Here is a 21,610-nt window from a genome sequence, read left to right on the forward strand (position 1 = left end):
AAATGAAATTCCCTCTTATTTCGAGCCTATATGGTCGTATCTTTGCCATATTTTGGTTTACCTTACTATTGGTTTTAATTGGGGTCGTTATCGGCCCTAATTTTGACCCACGCGCTCGCCATAATATTGCAACAGAGCATCTGACTAAGATGACGCAAATTGCAGCTTACATTACCGGTAAATATTCAGAACGCGATGATCTCAAGGCCACATTAAGAGTTATCAGTCATAAAGCGCATAAACACGACGAAAATCTAGACCTATTTTTCACCACACCAACTGGTGAAATTTTAGATAAACCAAAAGAATTACGAGGTAGAAAAAAAGCCTTACTTAATTTTTTAACTTTATCTGATGATCCAAAGCTACCACAACAAAAGCTCTACGGCAGAACTATGATGGCTGGCCCGTTTGATATTGTGATCGCTCATGAAACGGTTTACATGTACGTCGGGAGATATTGGAAAAAGCCTCCTCCTTTTATCCTTCGTATTTTAGATAAACCAATACAGCTCTTATTAGTAACTATGCTCGTTAGCACCCCATTTTTATTATGGTTAGCTTGGGCATTAAGCCAACCTGCAAGACGATTACAAAAAGCCGCGGAAAGGGTTGCCAGAGGTCAATTTGAAAAAGACGAAGCTTTAGAAAAAGGCCCTAAAGAATTCAGAAAAACAGGACAAAGCTTTAACCAAATGGTGGGGTCATTAAACACCATGATTTCAGGTCAACAGCGATTACTTTCTGACATTTCACATGAATTGCGTTCACCATTAACTCGCTTACGAATGGCCACCGCACTTGCTACCCGTAAACAAGGGGAAAGCGCTGAATTATCTCGTATTGATATGGAAGCAGATCGACTTGAGCAGATGATTTCAGAGCTATTAGAGCTATCTCGTATTCAAGTGAACAGCCATCAAGAACGAGAGAAAACAGATGCCTACACACTTTGGTTTGATATTTTAGAAGACGCCAAATTTGAAGCGGAGCACATGAACAAAACACTCTCATATGTAGGGTTAACAGAAACCCCTATTTTTGGTAATCCTAATCTATTGATGAGTGCGATAGAAAATGTCATAAGAAACGCGATTAAATATGGTAATGATGTCATCACCATTCATCTCGCCGTACATGAAAACTCCCTAATTATTCATGTTGATGACAATGGTGATGGTGTTCCAGAAGATGAACTGAATGATATTTTTAAACCTTTCTATCGTGTATCAACCGCCAGAGACAGAAGCAGTGGTGGCACCGGTTTAGGTCTTGCTATTACTGAGAGTGCAATGCACCAACATAGCGGAACCATCATTGCGAGTAAAAGCCCTCTTGGTGGATTACGAATGACGATCACCTTGCCTATCGAACAATAATGATCTCTAACAACATGGCTTACCTCAAAGTAAGCTATGTTGTTACGAGTACGCCCTACCCCGATACCAATCAATTAGATATACTGCGTTTAATTTCCGTTTATTCAAGAGTTCACTATGTTTGATATTGCGTTGTACGAACCTGAGATCGCCCCAAATACGGGTAACATCATTCGCCTGTCTGCTAACTGTGGTGCAAATCTGCATTTAATTGAACCGTTAGGATTCGATTTAGAAGAGAAAAAACTTCGCCGTGCTGGGTTAGATTATCATGAATTAACTCATGTAAAACGCCACAAAAATTACGCAGCCTTTCTTGATTATTTAGAGAATGAGAGTGAAGGTGAGCACCGTATCTTTGCCTGCACCACTAAAACCACCGGTCATCATACAACCCCAAGTTACCAAAAAGGTGATGTGCTACTATTTGGTCCAGAAACTCGTGGATTACCCGCGGATTTGATTGATGGCTTACCAATGGAGCAACGTGTTCGCATTCCTATGATGCCAGACAGCCGCAGTTTAAACTTGTCTAACTCCGTTGCTATTATTGTATTTGAAGCATGGCGTCAAATGGGATTTGAAGGCGGGTTATAATTTCTCTTTTCTCATAGTCAAAATACAAAAATAGCCACGATTAAGTGGCTATTTTTTATCGATAAAGATAAGTAATAAAATGGATTAACTGGATCTAATATTAAATACCATCACCAGAAATAAACGTCTGAGATTTCCCATTAAATTGCTGATCCATATCTAAAGACGGCATTTCAGAACTTGGACGTCCAACGATTTTTGCAGGAACTCCCGCCACTGTTGTATGAGGAGGCACCGCCTGTAAAACAACGGAACACGAACCAATCTTCGCGCCAATGCCCACTTCAATATTACCTAAAATCTTCGCACCAGCGCCAATCATAACGCCTTCACGGATCTTAGGGTGACGATCACCACACTCTTTACCTGTACCACCAAGCGTTACGTCTTGTAAAATAGAAACGTCATTTTCAACCACCGCGGTTTCACCAATAACAATGCCCGTAGCATGGTCAAACATGATCCCTTTACCAATGGTTGCCGCTGGGTGAACATCTACCTGACAAGCGACTGAAATTTCATTTTGAAGATACGTCGCAAGTGCAACACGTCCTTGCTTCCACAACCAATTTGACACACGATAACCTTGCAGAGCGTGATACCCTTTTAAATACAACAAAGGCATCGAATACATAGAAACAGCAGGATCTCGATTGACCGTCGCACAGATATCGCAAGCAGCCGCATCCGTTAAACTAGGATCTGAAGCAAATGCCTCTTCTACAACTTCTCGTACCGCCATAGCAGGCATAGATGCCGTGGCTAATTTATTAGCAAGAATATAACTTAATGCCGCAGCAAGGTTTTCATGTTTAATAATGGTGGCATGATAAAAGCTTGCAAGCATAGGTTCTTGTTCTGATTGCTCACGCGCTTCTTGAACAATACATTCCCATACTTTATGTTTCTTACATTCTTTCATTTTCATACCATCCTTGAATTATGATTCTGATTTTTTGTCGCGTGCTAATAAATCCTGAGCAGCAACTCTTGCATCTTTCCCTTGATACAATACTTGATAAATTTGCTCAACTATAGGCATTTCCACACCCATACGTTCTGCAAGTAAAAAGACTTCTTTAGTATTTCTATAACCTTCAACAACTTGGCCAATTTCTTCCTGTGCACTATCAACATCACCACCTTTACCTAACGCTAAACCAAAGCGACGGTTACGTGATTGATTATCGGTACAAGTAAGAACTAGGTCACCAAGACCCGCCATGCCCATAAAGGTTTCAGCTTCAGCTCCTAACGCTACGCCTAAGCGCGTCATTTCAGCCAAACCACGAGTGATCAATGCCGTACGAGCATTAGCACCAAAACCAATACCATCAGACATACCAGCACCAATAGCGATCACGTTTTTCACCGCACCACCAAGCTGCATGCCAGTGAAATCATTGTTTGCGTATACTCGGAACGTTTTTGAACAGTGGATCTTCTCTTGAAGATCTTTTACAAATTGCTGATCAGGTGATGCAACTGCAATCGCTGTTGGCATACCAGAAGCAAGTTCTTTAGCAAAAGTAGGTCCAGAAAGTACGGCCAGTGAGTGTGATTCACCTAAAGCCTCTACTGCCACTTCTTTTAATAAACGACCTGTTTCAGGCTCTAGCCCTTTTGTCGCCCAACACACACGAGAATCTTCACGTAAGAATGGTTTCACATTACCTAACACCAAACCAAATACATGACTTGGAACCACAACAAGTAAATCACGACTTGCTTGCACTGATTTTTCAAGATCAGTAGACATGATTAATGATGGTGGGAAAGCAACACCAGGTAGAAACTCTTCATTCGCACGGTCCGCTTCTAAACGAGCCATGTGCGTCTCTTCATGTCCCCATAAAATGACTTTTGCGCCATTACGAGCAAGAGAGATAGCAAGAGAAGTTCCGTATGAACCGGCACCAAGTACGGTCATTGAAATATCAGAGTAATCAGTTTGTGTTGTCATAGTGACCATCCAAAACAAGTATCAAAAGATACTAGGTAATAAAAACAAAATGCACTTGTTATCAAAATATAGAAGCTATACAAAAATATAGGACCATATTAGATAAAAAAGTGCATTTATTCTCTACAAATTAATCAATAGCAAATACTATCAACTTATTATATTCAAGATTACGCTTGAGCTGGTGCTTCTGCGTTTTCTTGAGCTTGGTTTTGTAGGTAGTTCATGAACAATGCGTCAAAGTTAACTGGCGCAAGGTTAAGTTGTGGGAACGTACCTTTAACCACTAAGCTTGAAATAGTTTCACGAGCATATGGGAAAAGGATGTTCGGGCAGAATGCACCTAGGCAATGTGCTAGTTGAGCTTCTTCCATTTGACCAGCAGTAAAGATACCACCTTGTTGAACTTCACATAAGAATGCAGTTTCTTCTTCGTTCTTAACAGTAACTGTTAGACGAAGAATAACTTCATAAACACCTTCGCCTAGTTCACGGCTTTGAGTATCAAGATCCAGTTTAACATCTGGATTCCACTCTTTTTGGAACATAGTTGGTGAGTTAGGCGCTTCAAAAGAAACGTCTTTTAGGAAGATACGTTGAATTGCAAAGTTTTGTTGTTCTTGTTGTGCTGCTTCAGCCATGGGAAAAGTCCTTTCTATTTAAATATGTATGAACGCAGAATAACGATGTAATATTACTCTGCATTCGTGATATCTAAAAAATGAGCCAGATATCACATCAATATGAATCAGTTGCCTAGGAAATCAGCAATTACTTTTTACCTTTAACTAACGGTAGGTTAGCTTCATTCCAAGAGATTAGGCCATTCTTAAGTAATTTAACTTGCTCAAAGCCTGCAGCATGCAAATCATTTGCAGCAGTTTGAGCCGTTTGGCCTGTTTTACATACCACAATAATTGGGGTTGTTTTTGAGTTTTCAAGACCAGATAAGTTACCCGCTTTGATATCGCTTGGTAAAATGTGACGTGCATCCGTAATGTGACCTGATTTGAACTCATCTTTAGAGCGAACATCTACAACAATCGCGTCTTCACGATTCATTAAGGTTGTTGCTTGTGCAGGATCAACCTCTTGGTAGCCTGATGTTTTTTGCTTTACTACGTTCTGAATTAACGCAACAATAATACCAACCCAAACAACAGCTAAAATCATGTTGTTGGTTACAAAATCGATGATTGACGTTTCCATATTCTTTATCTCTAATGTTTTAGATAATCTGATGCGTTCACGCGATTCAGTTACCGTGGGCTCTAAAATTAAGTCGAAAGTATACCCTAGGGTTTGTTCCGAGACTAGCGAGGATAAAAAAACAGGCCGACACAACGAAAATGCTGTGATATTGGTTTTACAATTGAGACCAAACATCAACTCAGTCTAGTCAGACTCAACTCTATCTGAAATAATGCAATGATGAAAATATCCCTTATGAATACGCTTTTCTCTTGTCGTCAAATTTGTACGACGGCGTTAGTGTGCCTGACACTTACTCTTCCGATTTCAGCTCATGCTAACGACGCAGAGTTAAAAGGGATGAAACAAGAAATATCACGCCAAAACTCAGTATTAAGCAAACAAAAAAAAGAACTGACTAGTCTGCAATCGAGTCTTAAAAAACATGAGCTCTCAATCGCTAACGCCTCAAAGAAAGCTCGTCGTGCTGAAAAAGATCTTGATGACGTAAAATTGTCCATTTCAAAACTAAAACAACAGCAGTCTGAATTAGCTCAACAGCAAATTGGGCAAATAGAGATATTAAAAGATTTATTGGTTAACTATTATCTTACTAGCCGTAACAATCAATTATCCAATGTATTGAGTGGCGACGATGTCACTAAAATAGACCGCATGACTCAATACACACAACGCCTCTCTGAAGCCAGAGTCGGCGCTATTTCTCAACTAGAATTCACAACCATGCAGCTAAAAGAGAAAGAAGCGTCTCTTCTTAAACAGCAGCAGCGACAAAGTGAGTTACTTGCTCAATACAAAAAAGAGAAAGCAACCCTTCAAACATCGCAAAACAAACGTAAGAGCACCGTTTCAAGTATCAAAAAACGCATTTCAAACGAAAATGGCTATTTAAATGAACTACAGCAAAATGAAAAACGCTTAAAAGTTGCCATCGCAAAAGCAAAGGCAAAAAACAACGTGCCTATGGATGGCATCGCCCGCCAAAAAGGTCGCTTACCTTGGCCTATCAGCAACCCAAAAACACTACACAGTTTTGGGACGAAACAAACTGGCCAATTAACTTGGAAAGGCATGGTGTTAGCGAGTGAATATGGCGCACCAGTAAAAGCTGTTGATTCAGGAAAAGTTGTTTTTGCTGATTGGTTACGTGGTTATGGCTTAATGGTTCTGATTGACCACGGTAAAGGTGATATGACCTTATATGGCTATAATCAAAGCTTAATGAAGAAGGAAGGCGATAAAGTACGCGCAGGTGAAACCATTGCCGTCGTTGGTGACAGTGGCGGTCAAGATAGACCTTCCCTGTACTTTGAAATCCGCCGTAACAGCAAAGCACAAAATCCTCGTTCTTGGTTAAAACGTTAGGGCTTAATTAATCAGTAAGTTCAGACAGTAAAAAAGCCGCGTTCTCAATTCATATAGAAAGAGAGCGCGGCTTTTTTAATTCAATTTATATATCGGTGATTATTTTAGGGTTTTATTCGGATCGTCTTCTTTACGCTGAAACTCACCTTCAAATACATCGCCTTGCTGATCATTGTGGTTTGCCTGATCAAATGGATTGCCTTGATTAAAAGGCCCGTTTTGGTCAAATCCACCGCCGAAACCTGCATGGAATCCACCTTGTGATGCTCCCATACCATTCACTTTTACACGACTCATTAATTGTTTTGCTAAATATGCTCTTGGTGCCGGCAATAACACCAACATACCTAATGCATCTGTCATAAAGCCAGGAACAAGCAATAACACGCCAGCAACCGCCAACATAACGCCTTCTACGATTTGTTGTGCAGGTAACTCGCCTTGTTGTAATTTTGATTGTACTGACATTAACGTTTGAATACCTTGGCTTCGCACTAATGATGCACCAACAAACGCAGTGATAATTACCAACCCAAGCGTCGGCCACATACCCAACATGCCCCCCACTTGCACAAACAGTGCAATTTCAATAATGGGAACAAAAATAAACATCAGTAATAAAATAGGAAACACAACACACCTCGATTGGATTTAAGACGATCTTTCGCTTTATATTTCTTTATTTAGTGTAGCAGGCATTAACCGCAAACCACTTTTTATCTCTCTATTATGATAGATGCGGCACTTCTGTTCAATTTTCAAGAAAGAACTCTGTAAAAGAGTGTAAACAGCCACCAAATTCATTAACTCAAGTAGCAGTTATATAACCTATAAAGTAAAGATATTAACAACTAGTGAGAGCATTATCTCAATTTGAAATATTTTGCAAAAACTAGACTTAAAAAGTGATCAACTTAACACTTTTACCCCTAAAGAGGTGTATGATGACGTTAAAACAAGGCATCAGGTACGATATTGATCACCTTCTGACGAACGGATTCTACTCGCAGATATGGTCACTTGGACAGAATCCAATAATTAAAATATAGAACCTTAAAGGCTTACTATGACTCAGATGCTTGATTTAGAAAAAACAAATACCGCTACTCGTATTGAAGAAGATTTGCTAGGTGAACGTCACGTTCCTTCAGAGGCTTACTACGGTATTCATACCCTTCGCGCTATGGAAAACTTCAACATTTCAAATGTAACTATTTCTGATGTTCCTGAGTTTGTTCGTGGCATGATCTACACTAAAAAAGCAGCCGCTTTAGCTAACAAAGAATTAGGTGCTATCCCTTCACAAGTTGGTGAGTACATCATCAAAGCATGTGATTTAATTCTTGAAACTGGCAAGTGCATGGATCAATTCCCATCAGATGTTTTCCAAGGCGGTGCTGGTACTTCAGTTAACATGAATGCTAACGAAGTTATTGCTAACGTTGCTCTTGAACTTATGGGTAAAGAGAAAGGCGAATACGATATCATTAACCCTAATGATCACGTAAACCGTTCTCAATCAACTAACTGTGCATACCCAACTGGTTTCCGTATTGCTGTATACAACAGCATGATGAAACTAATTGAAGCGATTGAATACCTAAAAGGTGCATTCGATCTTAAAGATCAAGAATTCCGTAACGTTCTGAAAATGGGTCGTACTCAGCTTCAAGACGCTGTTCCAATGACTGTTGGTCAAGAGTTCCACGCTTGGGGTGTTCTACTTCAAGAAGAAGTGAAAAACCTTAACTACACAGCGCAACTTCTTTTAGAAGTAAACATCGGCGCTACAGCAATCGGTACTGGCTTAAACGCTGCGACTGGTTACCAAGAAGCGGCAGTTCGTCACCTAGCTGAAGTTACAGGCCTAGAGTGTGTTGCTGCTGAAGACTTAATCGAAGCAACATCTGACTGTGGTGCTTACGTTATGATCCACGGTGCGCTAAAACGTACTGCGGTTAAAATGTCTAAAATCTGTAATGACTTACGTCTTCTTTCTTCTGGTCCTCGTGCTGGCCTTAATGAATTGAACTTACCTGAGCTTCAAGCTGGTTCTTCAATCATGCCTGCTAAAGTAAACCCAGTAATTCCAGAAGTTGTAAACCAAGTATGTTTCAAAGTAATTGGTAACGATACTACAGTGACTTTCGCTGCTGAAGCTGGTCAACTGCAATTAAACGTAATGGAGCCTGTTATTGGCCAAGCACTTTTCGAATCTATCGAAATCTTGAAAAATGCATGTGTAAACCTACGTGACAAATGTATCGACGGTATTACTGTAAACAAAGAAGTATGTGAAGCTCACGTATTTAACTCTATCGGTATCGTTACTTACCTAAACCCATTCATTGGCCACCACGAAGGTGACATTGTTGGTAAGATTTGTGCTGAAACAGGCAAAAACGTTCGTGATGTAGTTCTTGAACGTGGCCTTCTAACAGAAGAACAGTTAGATGACATCTTCTCAGTAGAAAACCTGATGCACCCGCAATACAAAGCAAAACGTTACGATTAATCCGTAACACCTCAAATAGCGAGCTCACTGAAGCTCGCTTTTTTTATCTTCTCAATATTTTATTTATAAAAAGATAAGTAATCATTCATACTTTTATTGGTTTGCTGTATATAGCTGTGCAATAAAAATCTGAATAATTATTTTAAATTTAAACACTGGAGTTATCTATGATTGCTGTACAGCTTCTTGTCGTACTACTGTTCATCTATTTAGGTGCACGTATTGGCGGTATCGGTATCGGTTTTGCGGGTGGTGCGGGCGTACTTGTTCTTACCATGATCTTAGGACTAGACGCAGGTTCTATCCCTATCGACGTTATTTTAATCATCATGTCTGTAATTACTGCCATTGCTGCTATGCAAGTGGCTGGTGGTATGGATTGGTTGGTTGACCTAGCAGAGAAATTCTTACGTAAAAATCCAAAACGCATTACTTTCTACGCACCAATCGTGACTTATTTCATGACGATGCTAGCAGGTACAGGTCACACTGCATTCTCTACACTTCCTGTTATTGCAGAAGTAGCTAAAGAACAAGGTGTTCGCCCTTCTCGCCCACTTTCTATCGCTGTTGTTGCTTCTCAAATTGCAATCACTGCGTCTCCAATCTCAGCGGCGGTTGTTTTCTTCTCTGGTATCCTTGAGCCATTAGGTGTGGATTACTTAACGCTATTAGCAGTATGTATTCCATCTACATTCCTAGCGTGTATGGTTGGTGCATTCGTTGCTAACTTCCTAGGCTGTGAATTGAAAGATGACGTCGTTTATCAAGAGCGTCTTGCAAAAGGCCTAATTAAAATGAACGGCGCAGGTAAACGTGAAATCTTACCTACGGCAAAAGCATCTGTTTATATCTTCTGTGTTGCTATCGTTGCGGTTGTTGCTTATGCAACCATGATCAGTGGCAGTGTTGGTCTGATTGAACACCCAACCATTGGTCGTAACGAAGCTATTATGGCATTAATGCTAACCGCTGCTGCTGCTATCGTGACGTTCACTAAAATTGATGCATCTAAAATTGCTAACGCGGCAACATTCAAATCAGGCATGAGTGCGTGTGTGTGTGTTCTTGGTGTTGCGTGGCTTGGTGATACGTTTGTCTCTTCTCACATTGGTGAAATCAAAGAGTTCTCAGCAGAGATCCTTGCACAATACCCGTGGATGCTAGCAATTGTTTTATTCTTTGCTTCAATGCTTCTTTACTCTCAAGGCGCGACAACTACCGCTCTAATGCCTGCAGCCCTTGCGATTGGTGTTGCTCCAATTACGGCAGTTGCTTCGTTTGCTGCAGTAAGCGCACTGTTCGTTCTTCCTACTTACCCAACGCTACTTGCTGCGGTTGAAATGGATGACACCGGTTCAACACGTATTGGTAATCTTGTATTTAACCACCCATTCTTTATTCCGGGTGTTGCAACGATTTCAACGTCTGTTGCACTAGGTTTTGTATTCGGCGGTATTATTCTTTAATTAAGAAAATGCATATATACCTCCCAAAATGGCAGCTAGTATTAGCTGCCATTTTTTATGCCCGTTCTTTATGAGCTGATCGGGACAACTAAAATATCGACTGGAGTATGATGAATTAACGGTCGAGAATACGAAATTATTTTACTTAAAAAGTCATGATGATGCCCACAAATCAATAAATCGATCTCATGCGCTTTCACTGCAGCTTCAACTTTATGACTCAGATCCCCCGTCCCTACCCAAAAGCTTTCAATCGGAAAGTCGGTATATTGCTGAAAATCAGTCAACCATTTATTTGATGGTTCATTTAATGGCTTACGCTCAGGATCAGCCTGTATATCAATTAAATCTGGATAAATCTCACCATGAGTTCCATCAATGTGAATAAAAGAAACTTTTGCATTTAATAACTCCGCCATTGAAACGGCTCTATCAATCAACACATGACTCTCTTTGGAAAGATCTAATGCAACAAGGATATGTTTGTATTTCATCACGCAGTCCTCTTATGACTCATTCTATTAATTAATCATCGCAACAAGCATAGTTTCTAAGCAGACAAAAGAGTGTCGTAGGGATCTCGAAACCGTGACAAATAAAAAATAATTACACCAAGTACCGAAGAGAAATGAGCAGATCATTAACGTAATTGATACTATACTTGCCGAACTCTTGACCATTTCGATAGTCATATCCATATCTATTTTTATAAAGACTTTCACATGACGAACTTACTCCGTTTTCGAGCAGCCCTTTTATCATTTTTCATTCTATTCAGCTCCTTTGCTCCTCAGGCTGTCGCGTCTTTTGACCTGACTAAATTACAAGGTGATCAAACCTCTTCTTTTGTGACAGTGAATGAAGCTTTCCCATTTAATTTCATGCAGCAAGGGGATCGTGTCTATTTAGATTGGCAAGTAATGCCTGATTACTACCTTTATCAACAACGAATTTCAGTTACTGCGAATGGCGCTGAAATTGCGAATTTAGTCATGGAAGAAGGTACGCCCCATAACGATGAATTCTTTGGTAATGTAAACATATATACAGAACCGCTTACGATCACAGTTCCTCTTATCTCGGTTAGTGATAATGCAGAGTTAACCGTGCGATACCAAGGTTGTGCCAAAGCCGGATTCTGTTATCCACCTGAGATCCGTAAAATTCCACTATCCGCACTAACAGGGCTAAGTTCATATCAAGATGAAGCGGCCAACACCCATGTTGTGGCAAAAAGTGATAGCGCACCGGTTAGTGTAGAAAAGAACACATCGTTGACTCCTGAACCAAAAGTAGTCTCTCAAACTCAACAGCAAGAACTGGCTGACAACTTGGGTGATGCTTGGTGGACTCCATTTTTATTCTTAGCGCTTGGTATTGGACTTGCGTTCACACCTTGTGTACTGCCTATGTACCCTATCTTAACGGGTATTGTTTTAGGTGGCGGTAAACTGTCTCATGGCAAAGCTTTCAAGCTCTCTTTTGTTTACGTGCAAGGCATGGCATTAACTTACACCTTACTTGGGTTGGTGGTTGCTTCGGCGGGTATGCAATTTCAAGCGGCACTACAGCATCCTTATGTATTGATTGGTTTGAGCATCATGTTTGTTCTGCTTGCCCTATCAATGTTCGGTGCTTACACCATTCAACTGCCAAGTAGCCTACAAACTAAATTAAATGACATTAGTAACCAGCAAAAAGGCGGAAACTTAGGTGGCGTTTTTGCAATGGGCGCAATCTCAGGTTTAGTCTGCTCACCATGCACAACAGCACCACTGTCTGGAGCCCTGTTGTACGTTGCCAAAAGTGGAGACTTACTAACGGGTGCTGTTGCCCTTTATGCTCTGGCTATTGGTATGGGCATCCCACTAATTCTAGCTGCTGTATTTGGTAATAAACTGCTACCAAAAGCCGGTGTTTGGATGACACATGTAAAAACGCTGTTTGGTTTTATTTTACTGGCTGTTCCTGTTTTCCTACTAGAGCGTATTCTTCCTCATAGCATCACACCATTTATTTGGTCTGCTCTTGGCGTTGCTGCGTTTGGTTGGCTCTATCATGTCAAAGCAACCATGCCTCAATCTTGGAAAACAAGTGTTGCTGGGATCATCGCGATCTTAGGTATTGTTGGCTCAGCAATTCCGGTGATTGATGCTATTTCAGGGAAAAGCAATACAGAAGTAAACACCACCACTCAAGCAGTGACGTTTAAAAAGATAAGTACGATTGAAGACTTAAACAGAGAGTTGGAAGCAGCCAAAGCCCAAGGAAAACCAGTCATGCTCGACTTTTATGCTGACTGGTGCGTCGCGTGTAAAGAGTTTGAAAAATACACCTTTCATAATGAAAAAGTAGAACCACTTTTAGGTGAATTTATTTTACTGCAGGCTGACGTAACCAAGAATAATTCGGAAGATATTGCCTTATTACAGCAACTAAAAGTTCTTGGTTTACCAACCATCGATTTTTGGAATGCAAATGGGGATTATTTATCTGATGCTCGATTAACAGGATTTATGAAAGCAGAGCCATTTATACAGCATTTGCAGCAAAGTGTGAGCTCGGTTAAATAATTTAGGTCCTTTATTGACCAAAATCATTAGCATTACGAAGACACTTATTTTACAATGCGAATTAACGCAATTAAGCAAACTATTACATTAATTTTTTGAGGTATATGATGAGACTTATTCCATTAAACCAAGCAGAACAAGTAGGCGCATGGTCAGCACAGCACATTGTTAACCGCATCAATGAGTTTAACCCAACAGCAGATCGTCCATTCGTTCTTGGTCTTCCAACTGGTGGTACTCCTCTTAATACTTACAAAAAGCTAATCGAACTGCATAAAGCTGGTGAAGTAAGCTTTAAGAACGTAGTAACATTCAACATGGATGAGTACATCGGTCTTGATGCTAACCACCCAGAATCTTACCGTACTTTCATGTTTGAAAACTTCTTCAACCATGTAGATATCGAAGAAGAAAACATTAACCTTCTAAACGGTAACACTGATAACCACGAAGAAGAATGCCAACGTTACGAAGACAAAATTAAGTCTTACGGTCGTATTAACTTATTCATGGGCGGTGTTGGTAACGACGGTCACATTGCATTCAACGAGCCAGCTTCTTCTCTAGCATCTCGTACTCGTATCAAAACACTGACTGAAGATACTCGTATTGCTAACTCTCGTTTCTTCGATGGCGATATCAACCAAGTACCTAAGTACGCGTTAACAATCGGTGTTGGTACTCTACTTGATTCTGCTGAGATCATGATCCTAATTACTGGCCACAATAAAGCTCTTGCACTACAAGCTGCTGTTGAAGGTTCAGTAAACCACCTATGGACAGTTTCTGCGCTTCAACTTCACCCTAAATCAGTAATCGTTTGTGATGATGCATCACAACAAGAACTGAAAGTGAAAACAGTTAAGTACTTTAAAGAATTAGAAGCTGAAAACATCACTCACGTGTAATTTTTGACTTCAATTAAATAAAAAAAGGAGAACATAATGTTCTCCTTTTTTTTAATTTGATTAACCACATCGTCTCATATCCCCTAGTTAGTAAATTCATCCGCTTTTATTTTCCTACGTCCTTCTTCTATTCAGAACATTCACAGTCTTTTTAAAACCTAAATTCTTTGCTTTTGGTAAACGACACCCATGATTAACCAAGATAGACCTTAATACCCCTCACCCCTTAAGGGGTAATTATATTTGTAATAAAGTTTCACTTTAAGGTATTAACAATGAAGCCATTTAATTCGAATCGTGAAAGAAATATCAAAGTGAGATCTAGATCTTGTTGGGGTTTTATTATTTAAATATAAATTCAAAATAAGTGATTCGCATCACCTTTTTCCCTCTAGGTGGATACCAATAAATGTGACGTTGCACGATTTATTATTATTGACAATATTGCTTTTAACTATTTGTTGTAAAGTTTCATATCAATAACGTTATGGAGATCTACTTTATTTGGATTAGTTGCTGAGGTTTTGTGGAGAGAATCACGAATTTCCCGTTATCGGTTCTATTAAAAAATCTATGGTAAATTATGTCTGTACTTAGAAATTAACCAATGGCTTTGGCGAGCCATTTTAGAATATTTAATAAAACCTCAAACGGGGAATCACTTATGATATCACCAGATGCAAAGATCAAGATACAAAATTTTGGTCGTTTTTTATCAAATATGGTAATGCCTAATATCGGTGCGTTTATCGCATGGGGCTTTATCACTGCTTTATTTATCCCAACAGGTTGGATCCCTAACGAAGCATTAGCGAAACTTGTTGGCCCGATGATTACATATCTACTTCCACTACTAATCGGTTATACCGGTGGTAAATTAGTTGGCGGCGAACGTGGTGCTATCGTTGGTGCTATTACAACAATGGGTGTCATTGCCGGTACTGATATTCCAATGTTCATGGGCGCAATGATGGTTGGTCCTATGGGTGGCCTAGCGATTAAACTGTTCGATCAAAAAGTCGATGGTAAAATCAAAAGCGGCTTTGAAATGCTAGTAAACAACTTCTCAGCCGGCATTATTGGTATGCTATGTGCGATTGTTGCTTTCTACTTTATTGGTCCTTTTGTTAAAGTATTATCAGCCGGCCTTGCAGGGGGCGTAAATTTCCTAGTAGAAGCTGGTCTTCTTCCGCTGACTTCTATTTTTGTTGAACCCGCAAAAATTCTATTTCTAAATAACGCGATTAACCACGGTATTTTCTCTCCTCTTGGTATTCAACAAGCAAACGATGTTGGTCAATCTATTTTCTTCTTAATTGAGGCGAATCCAGGTCCAGGCTTAGGTATTCTTCTTGCTTACATGTTCTTTGGTAAAGGTTCTGCAAAACAAACAGCTGGTGGTGCATCAATAATCCATTTCTTTGGTGGCATCCATGAAATTTACTTCCCATACATTTTAATGAATCCACGTCTAATCCTTGCTGCTATTGCAGGTGGCATGACAGGAGTATTTGTTTTAACTCTATTTAATGCAGGTATGGTTGCTCCAGCGTCTCCAGGTTCTATCTTTGCTATTTTATTACTAACACCAAAAGCATCAGCTATCGGGGTTATCTGTTCAATTTTATCAGCAACAGCAGTTTCATTTACTGTAGCTGCACTACTAATGAAAATGCAGACAACATCAGATGAAGATGACGGTACGTCATTAGATGACGCCACTGCAGCAATGCGTGATATGAAATCAGGCTCAAAAGGCAAGGCTTCTGGCATTACTGCTGAGAAAAGTAATTCACCTAAATTAAATAATATCCAAAAAATCATCGTAGCGTGTGACGCCGGCATGGGTTCAAGTGCCATGGGTGCCGGACTTCTTCGTAAAAAAGTCCAAGCAGCAGGCCTAAACATTAGCGTAACAAACTGTGCTATCAATAACTTACCTACGGATGTCGATATTGTGATTACTCATAAAGATTTAACGGACCGTGCACGTAAGCACGCAGAAAATGCAGAGCATATTTCACTTACTAACTTCTTAGATAGCCATATCTACAACGATTTAGTTGCACGTATCATGGCATCAACTTACCCAGAAGCCGCGAACGATGATGAAATACCACAAGTCTCTCCAGTAGCAGCGAATGATGAGTTTTTTGAACCACAAAAAGCACAGCCATTTCAAATTGAAGAAAAAAATATTCACCTTGGACTAACCTTCAAAACAAAAGAAGAAGCCATTCAATACGCCGGAGAACAACTTGTATCTCTTGGCTACGCAGAACCAGAATATGTAGCAGCGATGTTTGATCGTGAAAAACTAGTACCAACCTATCTTGGTGAATCTATTGCCGTACCACATGGAACAATAGAAGCCAAAGACCGTGTAATCAAAACAGGCATCGTCATCTGTCAGTATCCATCAGGTGTTCAATTCACTGAAGACGAAGATGATGTAGCTAAATTGGTTATCGGTATCGCAGCTAAAAATGACGAGCACATACAAGTAATTACCTCTATTACCAATGCGCTTGATGAACCTGGTGCCATTGAAAAACTAACATCCACTAACAGCGTTAGTGAGATTTTAGAAATTCTTTCAGGCGAACAAGCAGCATAACAATCATATAGAAATATAGATCAGCTCTCCCCCTATAGGGTTGATCTATCTCCTAATATCAAATTGAAGGTAATTATTATGAAAGCAGTACATTTTGGCGCAGGCAATATCGGTCGTGGTTTTATTGGTAAAGTTCTTTCTGATTCAAACGTCGCTGTTACATTTGCAGACGTTGATGCTCCATTAGTTGATCAACTATCTCATGACCAATCATATAAAGTGAAAGTCGTTGGTTCTGAGTGCCAAATAGACACAGTTACACACGTAACTGCTGTAAATTCGGCAAGTGCCGATGTAATTGACCGCATTGTACATACCGATTTACTAACAACCGCGGTAGGTCCTAACGTATTAAATATCATTGCGAAAACCATCGCAAAAGGCTTAACCAAGCGTTTTGAAGCAAACAATAGCTCACCACTGAATATCATTGCTTGTGAAAATATGGTTAGAGGTACCACTCACCTTAAAAACGAAGTCTACTCTCATCTTGATGAATCTTTTCATGCCCGTTGTGATGAGCTAGTTGGTTTTGTTGATTCTGCGGTTGACCGTATTGTTCCGCCGTCAGAAGCGGCGAATGACGACTTACTTGAAGTGACTGTAGAAAGCTTCAGTGAATGGATTGTTGATGAACAACAATTCAAAGGTGGCGTACCTAATATTGCAGGAATGGAAAAAACAGACAACTTAATGGCGTTTGTTGAGCGTAAGCTTTTCACCTTAAATACAGGTCACTGTATCACCGCTTATCTTGGTGCGTTAAAGGGCCATGAAACTGTACGTGATGCTATTCAAGATCCTGAAATTAGAGCTGAAGTAAAAACAGCAATGGAAGAAAGTGGCGAAGTACTTATTCGTCGCTACGGTTTTGATAAAGAATTACACGCTGCTTATATTGAAAAAATTCTAGGCCGCTTTGCGAATCCATACTTACGAGATGAGATTGATCGTGTTGCACGCCAGCCAATTCGTAAATTAGGTGAAAATGATCGCTTAATCAAACCCTTATTAGGTACAATAGAATATGGCACCAAGAACAAAACATTACTAAAAGGTATTGCCGCTGCATTTAAATATGTCAATGAAACAGACCCTCAAGCAGTTGAACTACAAGATTATCTAAAAGTGTCAGGATTAAAAGCAACATTAGCTCATTACACAGGGCTAGATGAAAACGGTATCGAAGCGATGGAAATTGAAAAAATATTCAACGCACTAAACTAATAATAAAAATAAGAGAGGCGACGGCCTCTCTTCTTATGGCTATTTTATGACAGAAGTAATTAATGAATCTTACATTATTGAGCGATTAGACAACGCCCCATCAATGCGTGGTTTTTTTATTATTGCCGTCGATATTCTAAATGAATCTATTGACGGTTTAATTCAGCGCATTTTCCAAAAAGATAACTTTGCGGTTCAATCTGTAATTGGTCCTTTACTACAAGATTCTGGCCCATTGGGTGATTTAAGTGTGCGTTTAAAGCTGCTCTTTGGCTTAGGTGTTCTACCGAATAAAACCTATCATGATATTGAAGGCATCATTAAAATACGCAATGCCCTTAATTCAGCAATGGAAGATGTACAGTTCACAGATCCTCAAATAATCACCCCAATAAACAAGCTTAATTTAATTACAAGAATGGGAATGATGCAGTTAGAAATACTACCGCTAAATGATGATACTGATTTGATTTTTTATCAGATGCAAGTCGATAGACAAAAGCAAATGATCCGTTCAGGACTCTCACTTGCTATTGTAGATATTTGTTCTGAATTACAAAAAGAAAGTCCATTTTAACGGCTTTCTTTTTGCAAAAATTTATCTCTTAGGCAACTTAATCGATATCACCGTAGCCAATAGCAAGAACCCAAACGACACCCATAAACAGGCAGCTAGCCCTGCTATCTGAAATACCAATCCCGATAAAATAGTCCCAATTAAGCGTCCCATCGCATTTGCCATATAATAAAAACCAACATCCATCGACACCCCATCACCTTTGGCATAGCTGACAATTAAATAAGAATGTAGCGATGAGTTAATCGCAAACACAGCACCAAAGATTAATAATCCAATGACGATAACATATTGAGCTTGCCACCCTATTTGCACACCATAGGCAATAAGCCCAGTAACCAGAGTTAATAAGCCAGCCCACCACATTGCAGCGCGGCCATCCGGTACTTTACCTTCTGCTTTACCTGTTATTTTTGGTGCGAAGCCTTGTACAAATCCATAACCAATCACCCACAGAGCGAGAAACCCACCAACCCACGAATGGTCCCAGCCAAAGGTTGTGCCTAAGTAAATCGGTAATGCGATCACAAACCAAACATCTCTCGCACCAAATAAAAATAAGCGCGCAGCGGAAAGAATGTTGATCTCACTCGATTTAGAAAACAGCTGTGTAAATTTAGGCTTAGATTTGGCTTTACCCATATCTCCATCAAGAAAAGCTAAACTACCAATCAATACCACAAAAAGAACCACCGCCATGGCGATAACTGCCGCTTTAAATCCTATGGTAGAAAGTAGAACCCCTCCTAAGAAGAAACCCGCTCCTTTTAGTGCATTTTTAGATCCCGTTAAGATAGCAATCCACTTGTAGAGAGCTCCTTCTTGATCGCTTGGCACTAATGTTTTTATCGCACTTTTAGCACTCATTTTATTGAGATCTTTTGCGATACCAGAAAGAGCTTGAGCCGCCATTACCCAAGGGATAGTGAGCCACACAGTAGGCACAGCAAGCATCAATAATGCAAATACCTGCATCCCTAAACCGACGTTCATGGTTTTATTTAACCCCAAACGTGCACCAAGCCAACCACCAATTAAGTTAGTCACCACACCAAAAAATTCATAAAACAAAAAGAGCGAAGCAATTGCTAAGGTGCTGTAACCTAAATCATGAAAATAGAGCACCACTAACATGCGTAATGCGCCATCGGTAATAGTGAAGTTCCAGTAATTGAACGTCACTATCATGTACTGTCGTACACTATGACTTAATTGAGAAAACATAAAATTCATCCGTTCAAATAAAAAAGCCCCAGAAGATAATCACTTTCTGAGGCCTTATCTAAAATTGATTATTTGCTAGCAAGCGCATCAATATATTCAATTTGTACTGGCTTCGTGAAGGCGCCTGGACGTAATACTTGAACCTGCTGCTTAATCACATCCAGATCCCAACCTAAGTCCAACAATAAATGCCCAGCAAGCAAGCCTGTGCGACCAGACCCGCCCATACAATGCATTGCTACCTTGCCATTATTTTCTAATACTTGTTGCAGCTCAGGAGTCGCTGATTTCCATTGTGCTGCAAACTCATCACCCGGTGCACAATCGTCTTCAATTGGTAAATAAAACCATTTCATGCCTAGACGTTGCACTTCTTCACCAAGAGAGCCTACGCCTTTTTCTGTTAACTCATCTTGGTTTAATGCCGTTGCTACCGCTTCAACACCTTGTGCTTTTAATTGCTCTAATGAGGCCGTTAACTCAACCCCTTTTGTTCCCGGACACGGAGTCAAAATTAATGCGCCATTAGTGCCAGTAACTGGTAGTTCCCAAATAGGATGTGTCATTTTAGATTCCTTAAAACAATGCCATTAATATTAAGCTAAACCAACGTTACGAGCCAACTCAGCAGTACGAGTTGCATAGCCCATTTCGTTGTCATACCAAGCGTAAATCTTCACCATGCGCTTACCCACAAGCATAGTAGATAGCGCATCAACAATCGTTGAGCGCTGGTCGCCTTTGTAATCAATCGATACAAGTGGACGCTCTTCGTATCCTAAAATACCGTTTAGATCACCTTGTGCTGCATCCTTTAATAACTGATTTACTTCTTCAACCGTGGTGTCTCTTTTTACTTCAAAGATAATGTCAGTCAGTGATGCATTAGCTAAAGGAACGCGTACCGCATGACCATCAATTTTATCTTTTAGCTCAGGGAAAATTTCTACAATCGCTTTGGCAGAGCCTGTTGTTGTTGGGATCAAACTCATGCCACACGCACGTGCACGGCGAAGGTCTTTATGGGGAGCATCTAAAATGGTTTGTGTATTGGTCAAATCATGAATAGTGGTAAATGCTGCATTTTCGATACCCAACCCTTTATTGATAACTTTAACAATTGGAGCGAGACAGTTGGTTGTACAAGATGCTGCAGTCACAATTTGGTGAACAGCTGGATCAAAAATATCGTCGTTCACACCAACTACAATATTCGCAACGCCTTCTTCTTTGACCGGAGCAGAGACAACTACTCGCTTAACACCTTGTGCTAAGTATTTATCTAAAAATACGCGCTTACGGTGCACGCCCGTCGCTTCAATCACAACATCACAACCAGACCAATCAACCGCGTCGATGTCTTTTTCTTGCGTGGTTTTAAGCTTTTGGTCACCGATGATCATAATACTTCCATCGGTAGTCACTTCATGGCTCCAACGCCCTTGAATTGAATCAAACTCAAGTAAATGCGCCAATGTATGGGTATCTCCTGCCACATCATTGATTTGTACAAACTCCAGTTCAGGCCAATCAAATGCCGCTCTTAATGCTAAGCGTCCAATGCGGCCAAAACCGTTAATACCTACTTTAATTGTCATCGTCTTAATCCTTAATTTAGCAACACACTTTCATTGCGTTTAATTTATCAGTGTCTTTTTTGTATTGAGCTTGCAAACAATTCGATTGCTTCAAACCCTCTATAATTTTGTTTAACCAGCCTGGTAATTCGGTGCTGATTTGGTAATACACCCACTGACCTTCACGCGTATCAACCAATACACCTGATTGACGTAGCAAAGCTAAATGGCGTGAGATCTTCGGTTGGCTTTCATCTAATGCTTCTGTCAGTTGATTTACGCATAAACGACTTTCACGAGCGATAAGTAACAGACAGCGCATGCGCGTTTCATCAGACAGCAGTTTGAAAAATTGATGAGGTAACATAAAAAGCCTTAAATATGGATATATGCATTTCCATATATAA

General features: G+C 40.0%; 20 protein-coding genes. 10 read left to right on the plus strand and 10 right to left on the minus strand.

All coding sequences use genetic code 11. The annotated features are described in order from the left end of the window. The first annotated feature begins 2 nt into the window (after positions 1–2). Both cpxA and ED622_RS10350 read left to right on the plus strand, forming a co-directional pair. On the plus strand, positions 3–1,379 hold the full coding sequence (gene cpxA, locus ED622_RS10345) for an envelope stress sensor histidine kinase CpxA (protein ID WP_122033790.1): 1,377 nt from the start codon (positions 3–5) through the stop codon (positions 1,377–1,379). Between the two features lie 117 nt (positions 1,380–1,496). Continuing rightward, positions 1,497–1,976, plus strand: coding sequence for a tRNA (cytidine(34)-2'-O)-methyltransferase (locus ED622_RS10350; protein WP_122033791.1), 480 nt, complete (start codon positions 1,497–1,499; stop codon positions 1,974–1,976). 100 nt (positions 1,977–2,076) lie between these two features. Here the strand turns inward: ED622_RS10350 and cysE are convergent, their stop codons facing one another. From cysE to ED622_RS10370, 4 genes are all read right to left on the minus strand, one after another. Further along, on the minus strand, positions 2,077–2,898 hold the full coding sequence (gene cysE / locus ED622_RS10355) for a serine O-acetyltransferase (protein ID WP_122033792.1): 822 nt from the start codon (positions 2,896–2,898) through the stop codon (positions 2,077–2,079). An 18-nt stretch (positions 2,899–2,916) separates the two neighbouring features. Beyond that, positions 2,917–3,948, minus strand: coding sequence for an NAD(P)H-dependent glycerol-3-phosphate dehydrogenase (gpsA, locus tag ED622_RS10360; protein WP_122033793.1), 1,032 nt, complete (start codon positions 3,946–3,948; stop codon positions 2,917–2,919). Between the two features lie 161 nt (positions 3,949–4,109). Further along, positions 4,110–4,580 (minus strand): protein-export chaperone SecB, encoded by a 471-nt coding sequence (gene secB / locus ED622_RS10365; RefSeq protein ID WP_065592917.1) that lies wholly within the window; start codon positions 4,578–4,580, stop codon positions 4,110–4,112. Between the two features lie 130 nt (positions 4,581–4,710). After that, a complete protein-coding gene (locus ED622_RS10370) occupies positions 4,711–5,148 on the minus strand; it encodes a rhodanese-like domain-containing protein (RefSeq protein ID WP_122033794.1) in 438 nt (145 codons plus the stop codon). A 237-nt stretch (positions 5,149–5,385) separates the two neighbouring features. On the opposite strand from ED622_RS10370, the gene ED622_RS10375 reads away from it, so the two are divergent. Next, entirely contained in the window at positions 5,386–6,516 is a 1,131-nt protein-coding gene (locus ED622_RS10375) for a murein hydrolase activator EnvC (protein ID WP_254052622.1), read from the plus strand. 99 nt (positions 6,517–6,615) lie between these two features. Here ED622_RS10375 and ED622_RS10380 read toward each other — a convergent pair whose 3' ends face one another. Beyond that, positions 6,616–7,149, minus strand: coding sequence for an FxsA family protein (locus ED622_RS10380; RefSeq protein WP_122033795.1), 534 nt, complete (start codon positions 7,147–7,149; stop codon positions 6,616–6,618). A 433-nt stretch (positions 7,150–7,582) separates the two neighbouring features. Here ED622_RS10380 and aspA point away from each other — a divergent pair, with 433 nt between their 5' ends. Together aspA and ED622_RS10390 are read left to right on the plus strand one after the other, a co-directional pair. Beyond that, positions 7,583–9,031, plus strand: coding sequence for an aspartate ammonia-lyase (gene aspA, locus ED622_RS10385; RefSeq protein WP_060992688.1), 1,449 nt, complete (start codon positions 7,583–7,585; stop codon positions 9,029–9,031). Positions 9,032–9,198: 167 nt separating this feature from the next. After that, the gene (locus tag ED622_RS10390) at positions 9,199–10,500 is read left to right on the plus strand and encodes an anaerobic C4-dicarboxylate transporter (RefSeq protein ID WP_060992689.1); all 1,302 of its coding nucleotides are present in this window, start codon (positions 9,199–9,201) and stop codon (positions 10,498–10,500) included. Between the two features lie 68 nt (positions 10,501–10,568). Here ED622_RS10390 and ED622_RS10395 read toward each other — a convergent pair whose 3' ends face one another. Next, complete coding sequence (locus ED622_RS10395) at positions 10,569–10,994, minus strand: universal stress protein (protein ID WP_122033796.1); 426 nt, start codon at positions 10,992–10,994, stop codon at positions 10,569–10,571. Positions 10,995–11,222: 228 nt separating this feature from the next. On the opposite strand from ED622_RS10395, the gene ED622_RS10400 reads away from it, so the two are divergent. From ED622_RS10400 to ED622_RS10420, 5 genes are all read left to right on the plus strand, one after another. Further along, a complete protein-coding gene (locus ED622_RS10400) occupies positions 11,223–13,073 on the plus strand; it encodes a protein-disulfide reductase DsbD (RefSeq protein WP_122033797.1) in 1,851 nt (616 codons plus the stop codon). Positions 13,074–13,180: 107 nt separating this feature from the next. Then, positions 13,181–13,981: a glucosamine-6-phosphate deaminase gene (gene nagB / locus ED622_RS10405; protein WP_122033798.1), complete on the plus strand. Its 801-nt coding sequence runs from the start codon at positions 13,181–13,183 to the stop codon at positions 13,979–13,981. 664 nt (positions 13,982–14,645) lie between these two features. Beyond that, on the plus strand, positions 14,646–16,598 hold the full coding sequence (locus ED622_RS10410; RefSeq protein ID WP_045101048.1) for a PTS mannitol transporter subunit IICBA: 1,953 nt from the start codon (positions 14,646–14,648) through the stop codon (positions 16,596–16,598). A gap of 78 nt (positions 16,599–16,676) precedes the next feature. Further along, positions 16,677–17,825, plus strand: a complete 1,149-nt coding sequence (locus ED622_RS10415) for a mannitol-1-phosphate 5-dehydrogenase (RefSeq protein ID WP_162922504.1) — start codon at positions 16,677–16,679, stop codon at positions 17,823–17,825. Between the two features lie 46 nt (positions 17,826–17,871). Next, positions 17,872–18,402: an MltR family transcriptional regulator gene (locus tag ED622_RS10420; protein WP_122033799.1), complete on the plus strand. Its 531-nt coding sequence runs from the start codon at positions 17,872–17,874 to the stop codon at positions 18,400–18,402. A gap of 21 nt (positions 18,403–18,423) precedes the next feature. On the opposite strand, the gene arsJ is transcribed toward ED622_RS10420, so the two are convergent. The 4 genes from arsJ to ED622_RS10440 form a co-directional block, all read right to left on the minus strand. Then, positions 18,424–19,626, minus strand: a complete 1,203-nt coding sequence (gene arsJ / locus ED622_RS10425) for an organoarsenical effux MFS transporter ArsJ (protein WP_122033800.1) — start codon at positions 19,624–19,626, stop codon at positions 18,424–18,426. Positions 19,627–19,694: 68 nt separating this feature from the next. Continuing rightward, entirely contained in the window at positions 19,695–20,192 is a 498-nt protein-coding gene (locus ED622_RS10430; protein ID WP_122033801.1) for a dual specificity protein phosphatase family protein, read from the minus strand. 30 nt (positions 20,193–20,222) lie between these two features. Then, positions 20,223–21,224 carry an ArsJ-associated glyceraldehyde-3-phosphate dehydrogenase gene (locus ED622_RS10435; RefSeq protein ID WP_122033802.1) on the minus strand — a complete coding sequence of 334 codons (1,002 nt, stop codon included), beginning with the start codon at positions 21,222–21,224 and terminating at the stop codon, positions 20,223–20,225. Between the two features lie 16 nt (positions 21,225–21,240). Then, complete coding sequence (locus tag ED622_RS10440) at positions 21,241–21,570, minus strand: metalloregulator ArsR/SmtB family transcription factor (RefSeq protein WP_122033803.1); 330 nt, start codon at positions 21,568–21,570, stop codon at positions 21,241–21,243. Positions 21,571–21,610: the final 40 nt, after the last annotated feature.

Source organism: Aliivibrio sp. EL58 (assembly GCF_900312675.1).
In the GTDB taxonomy this organism is placed as follows: Bacteria; Pseudomonadota; Gammaproteobacteria; order Enterobacterales; family Vibrionaceae; genus Aliivibrio.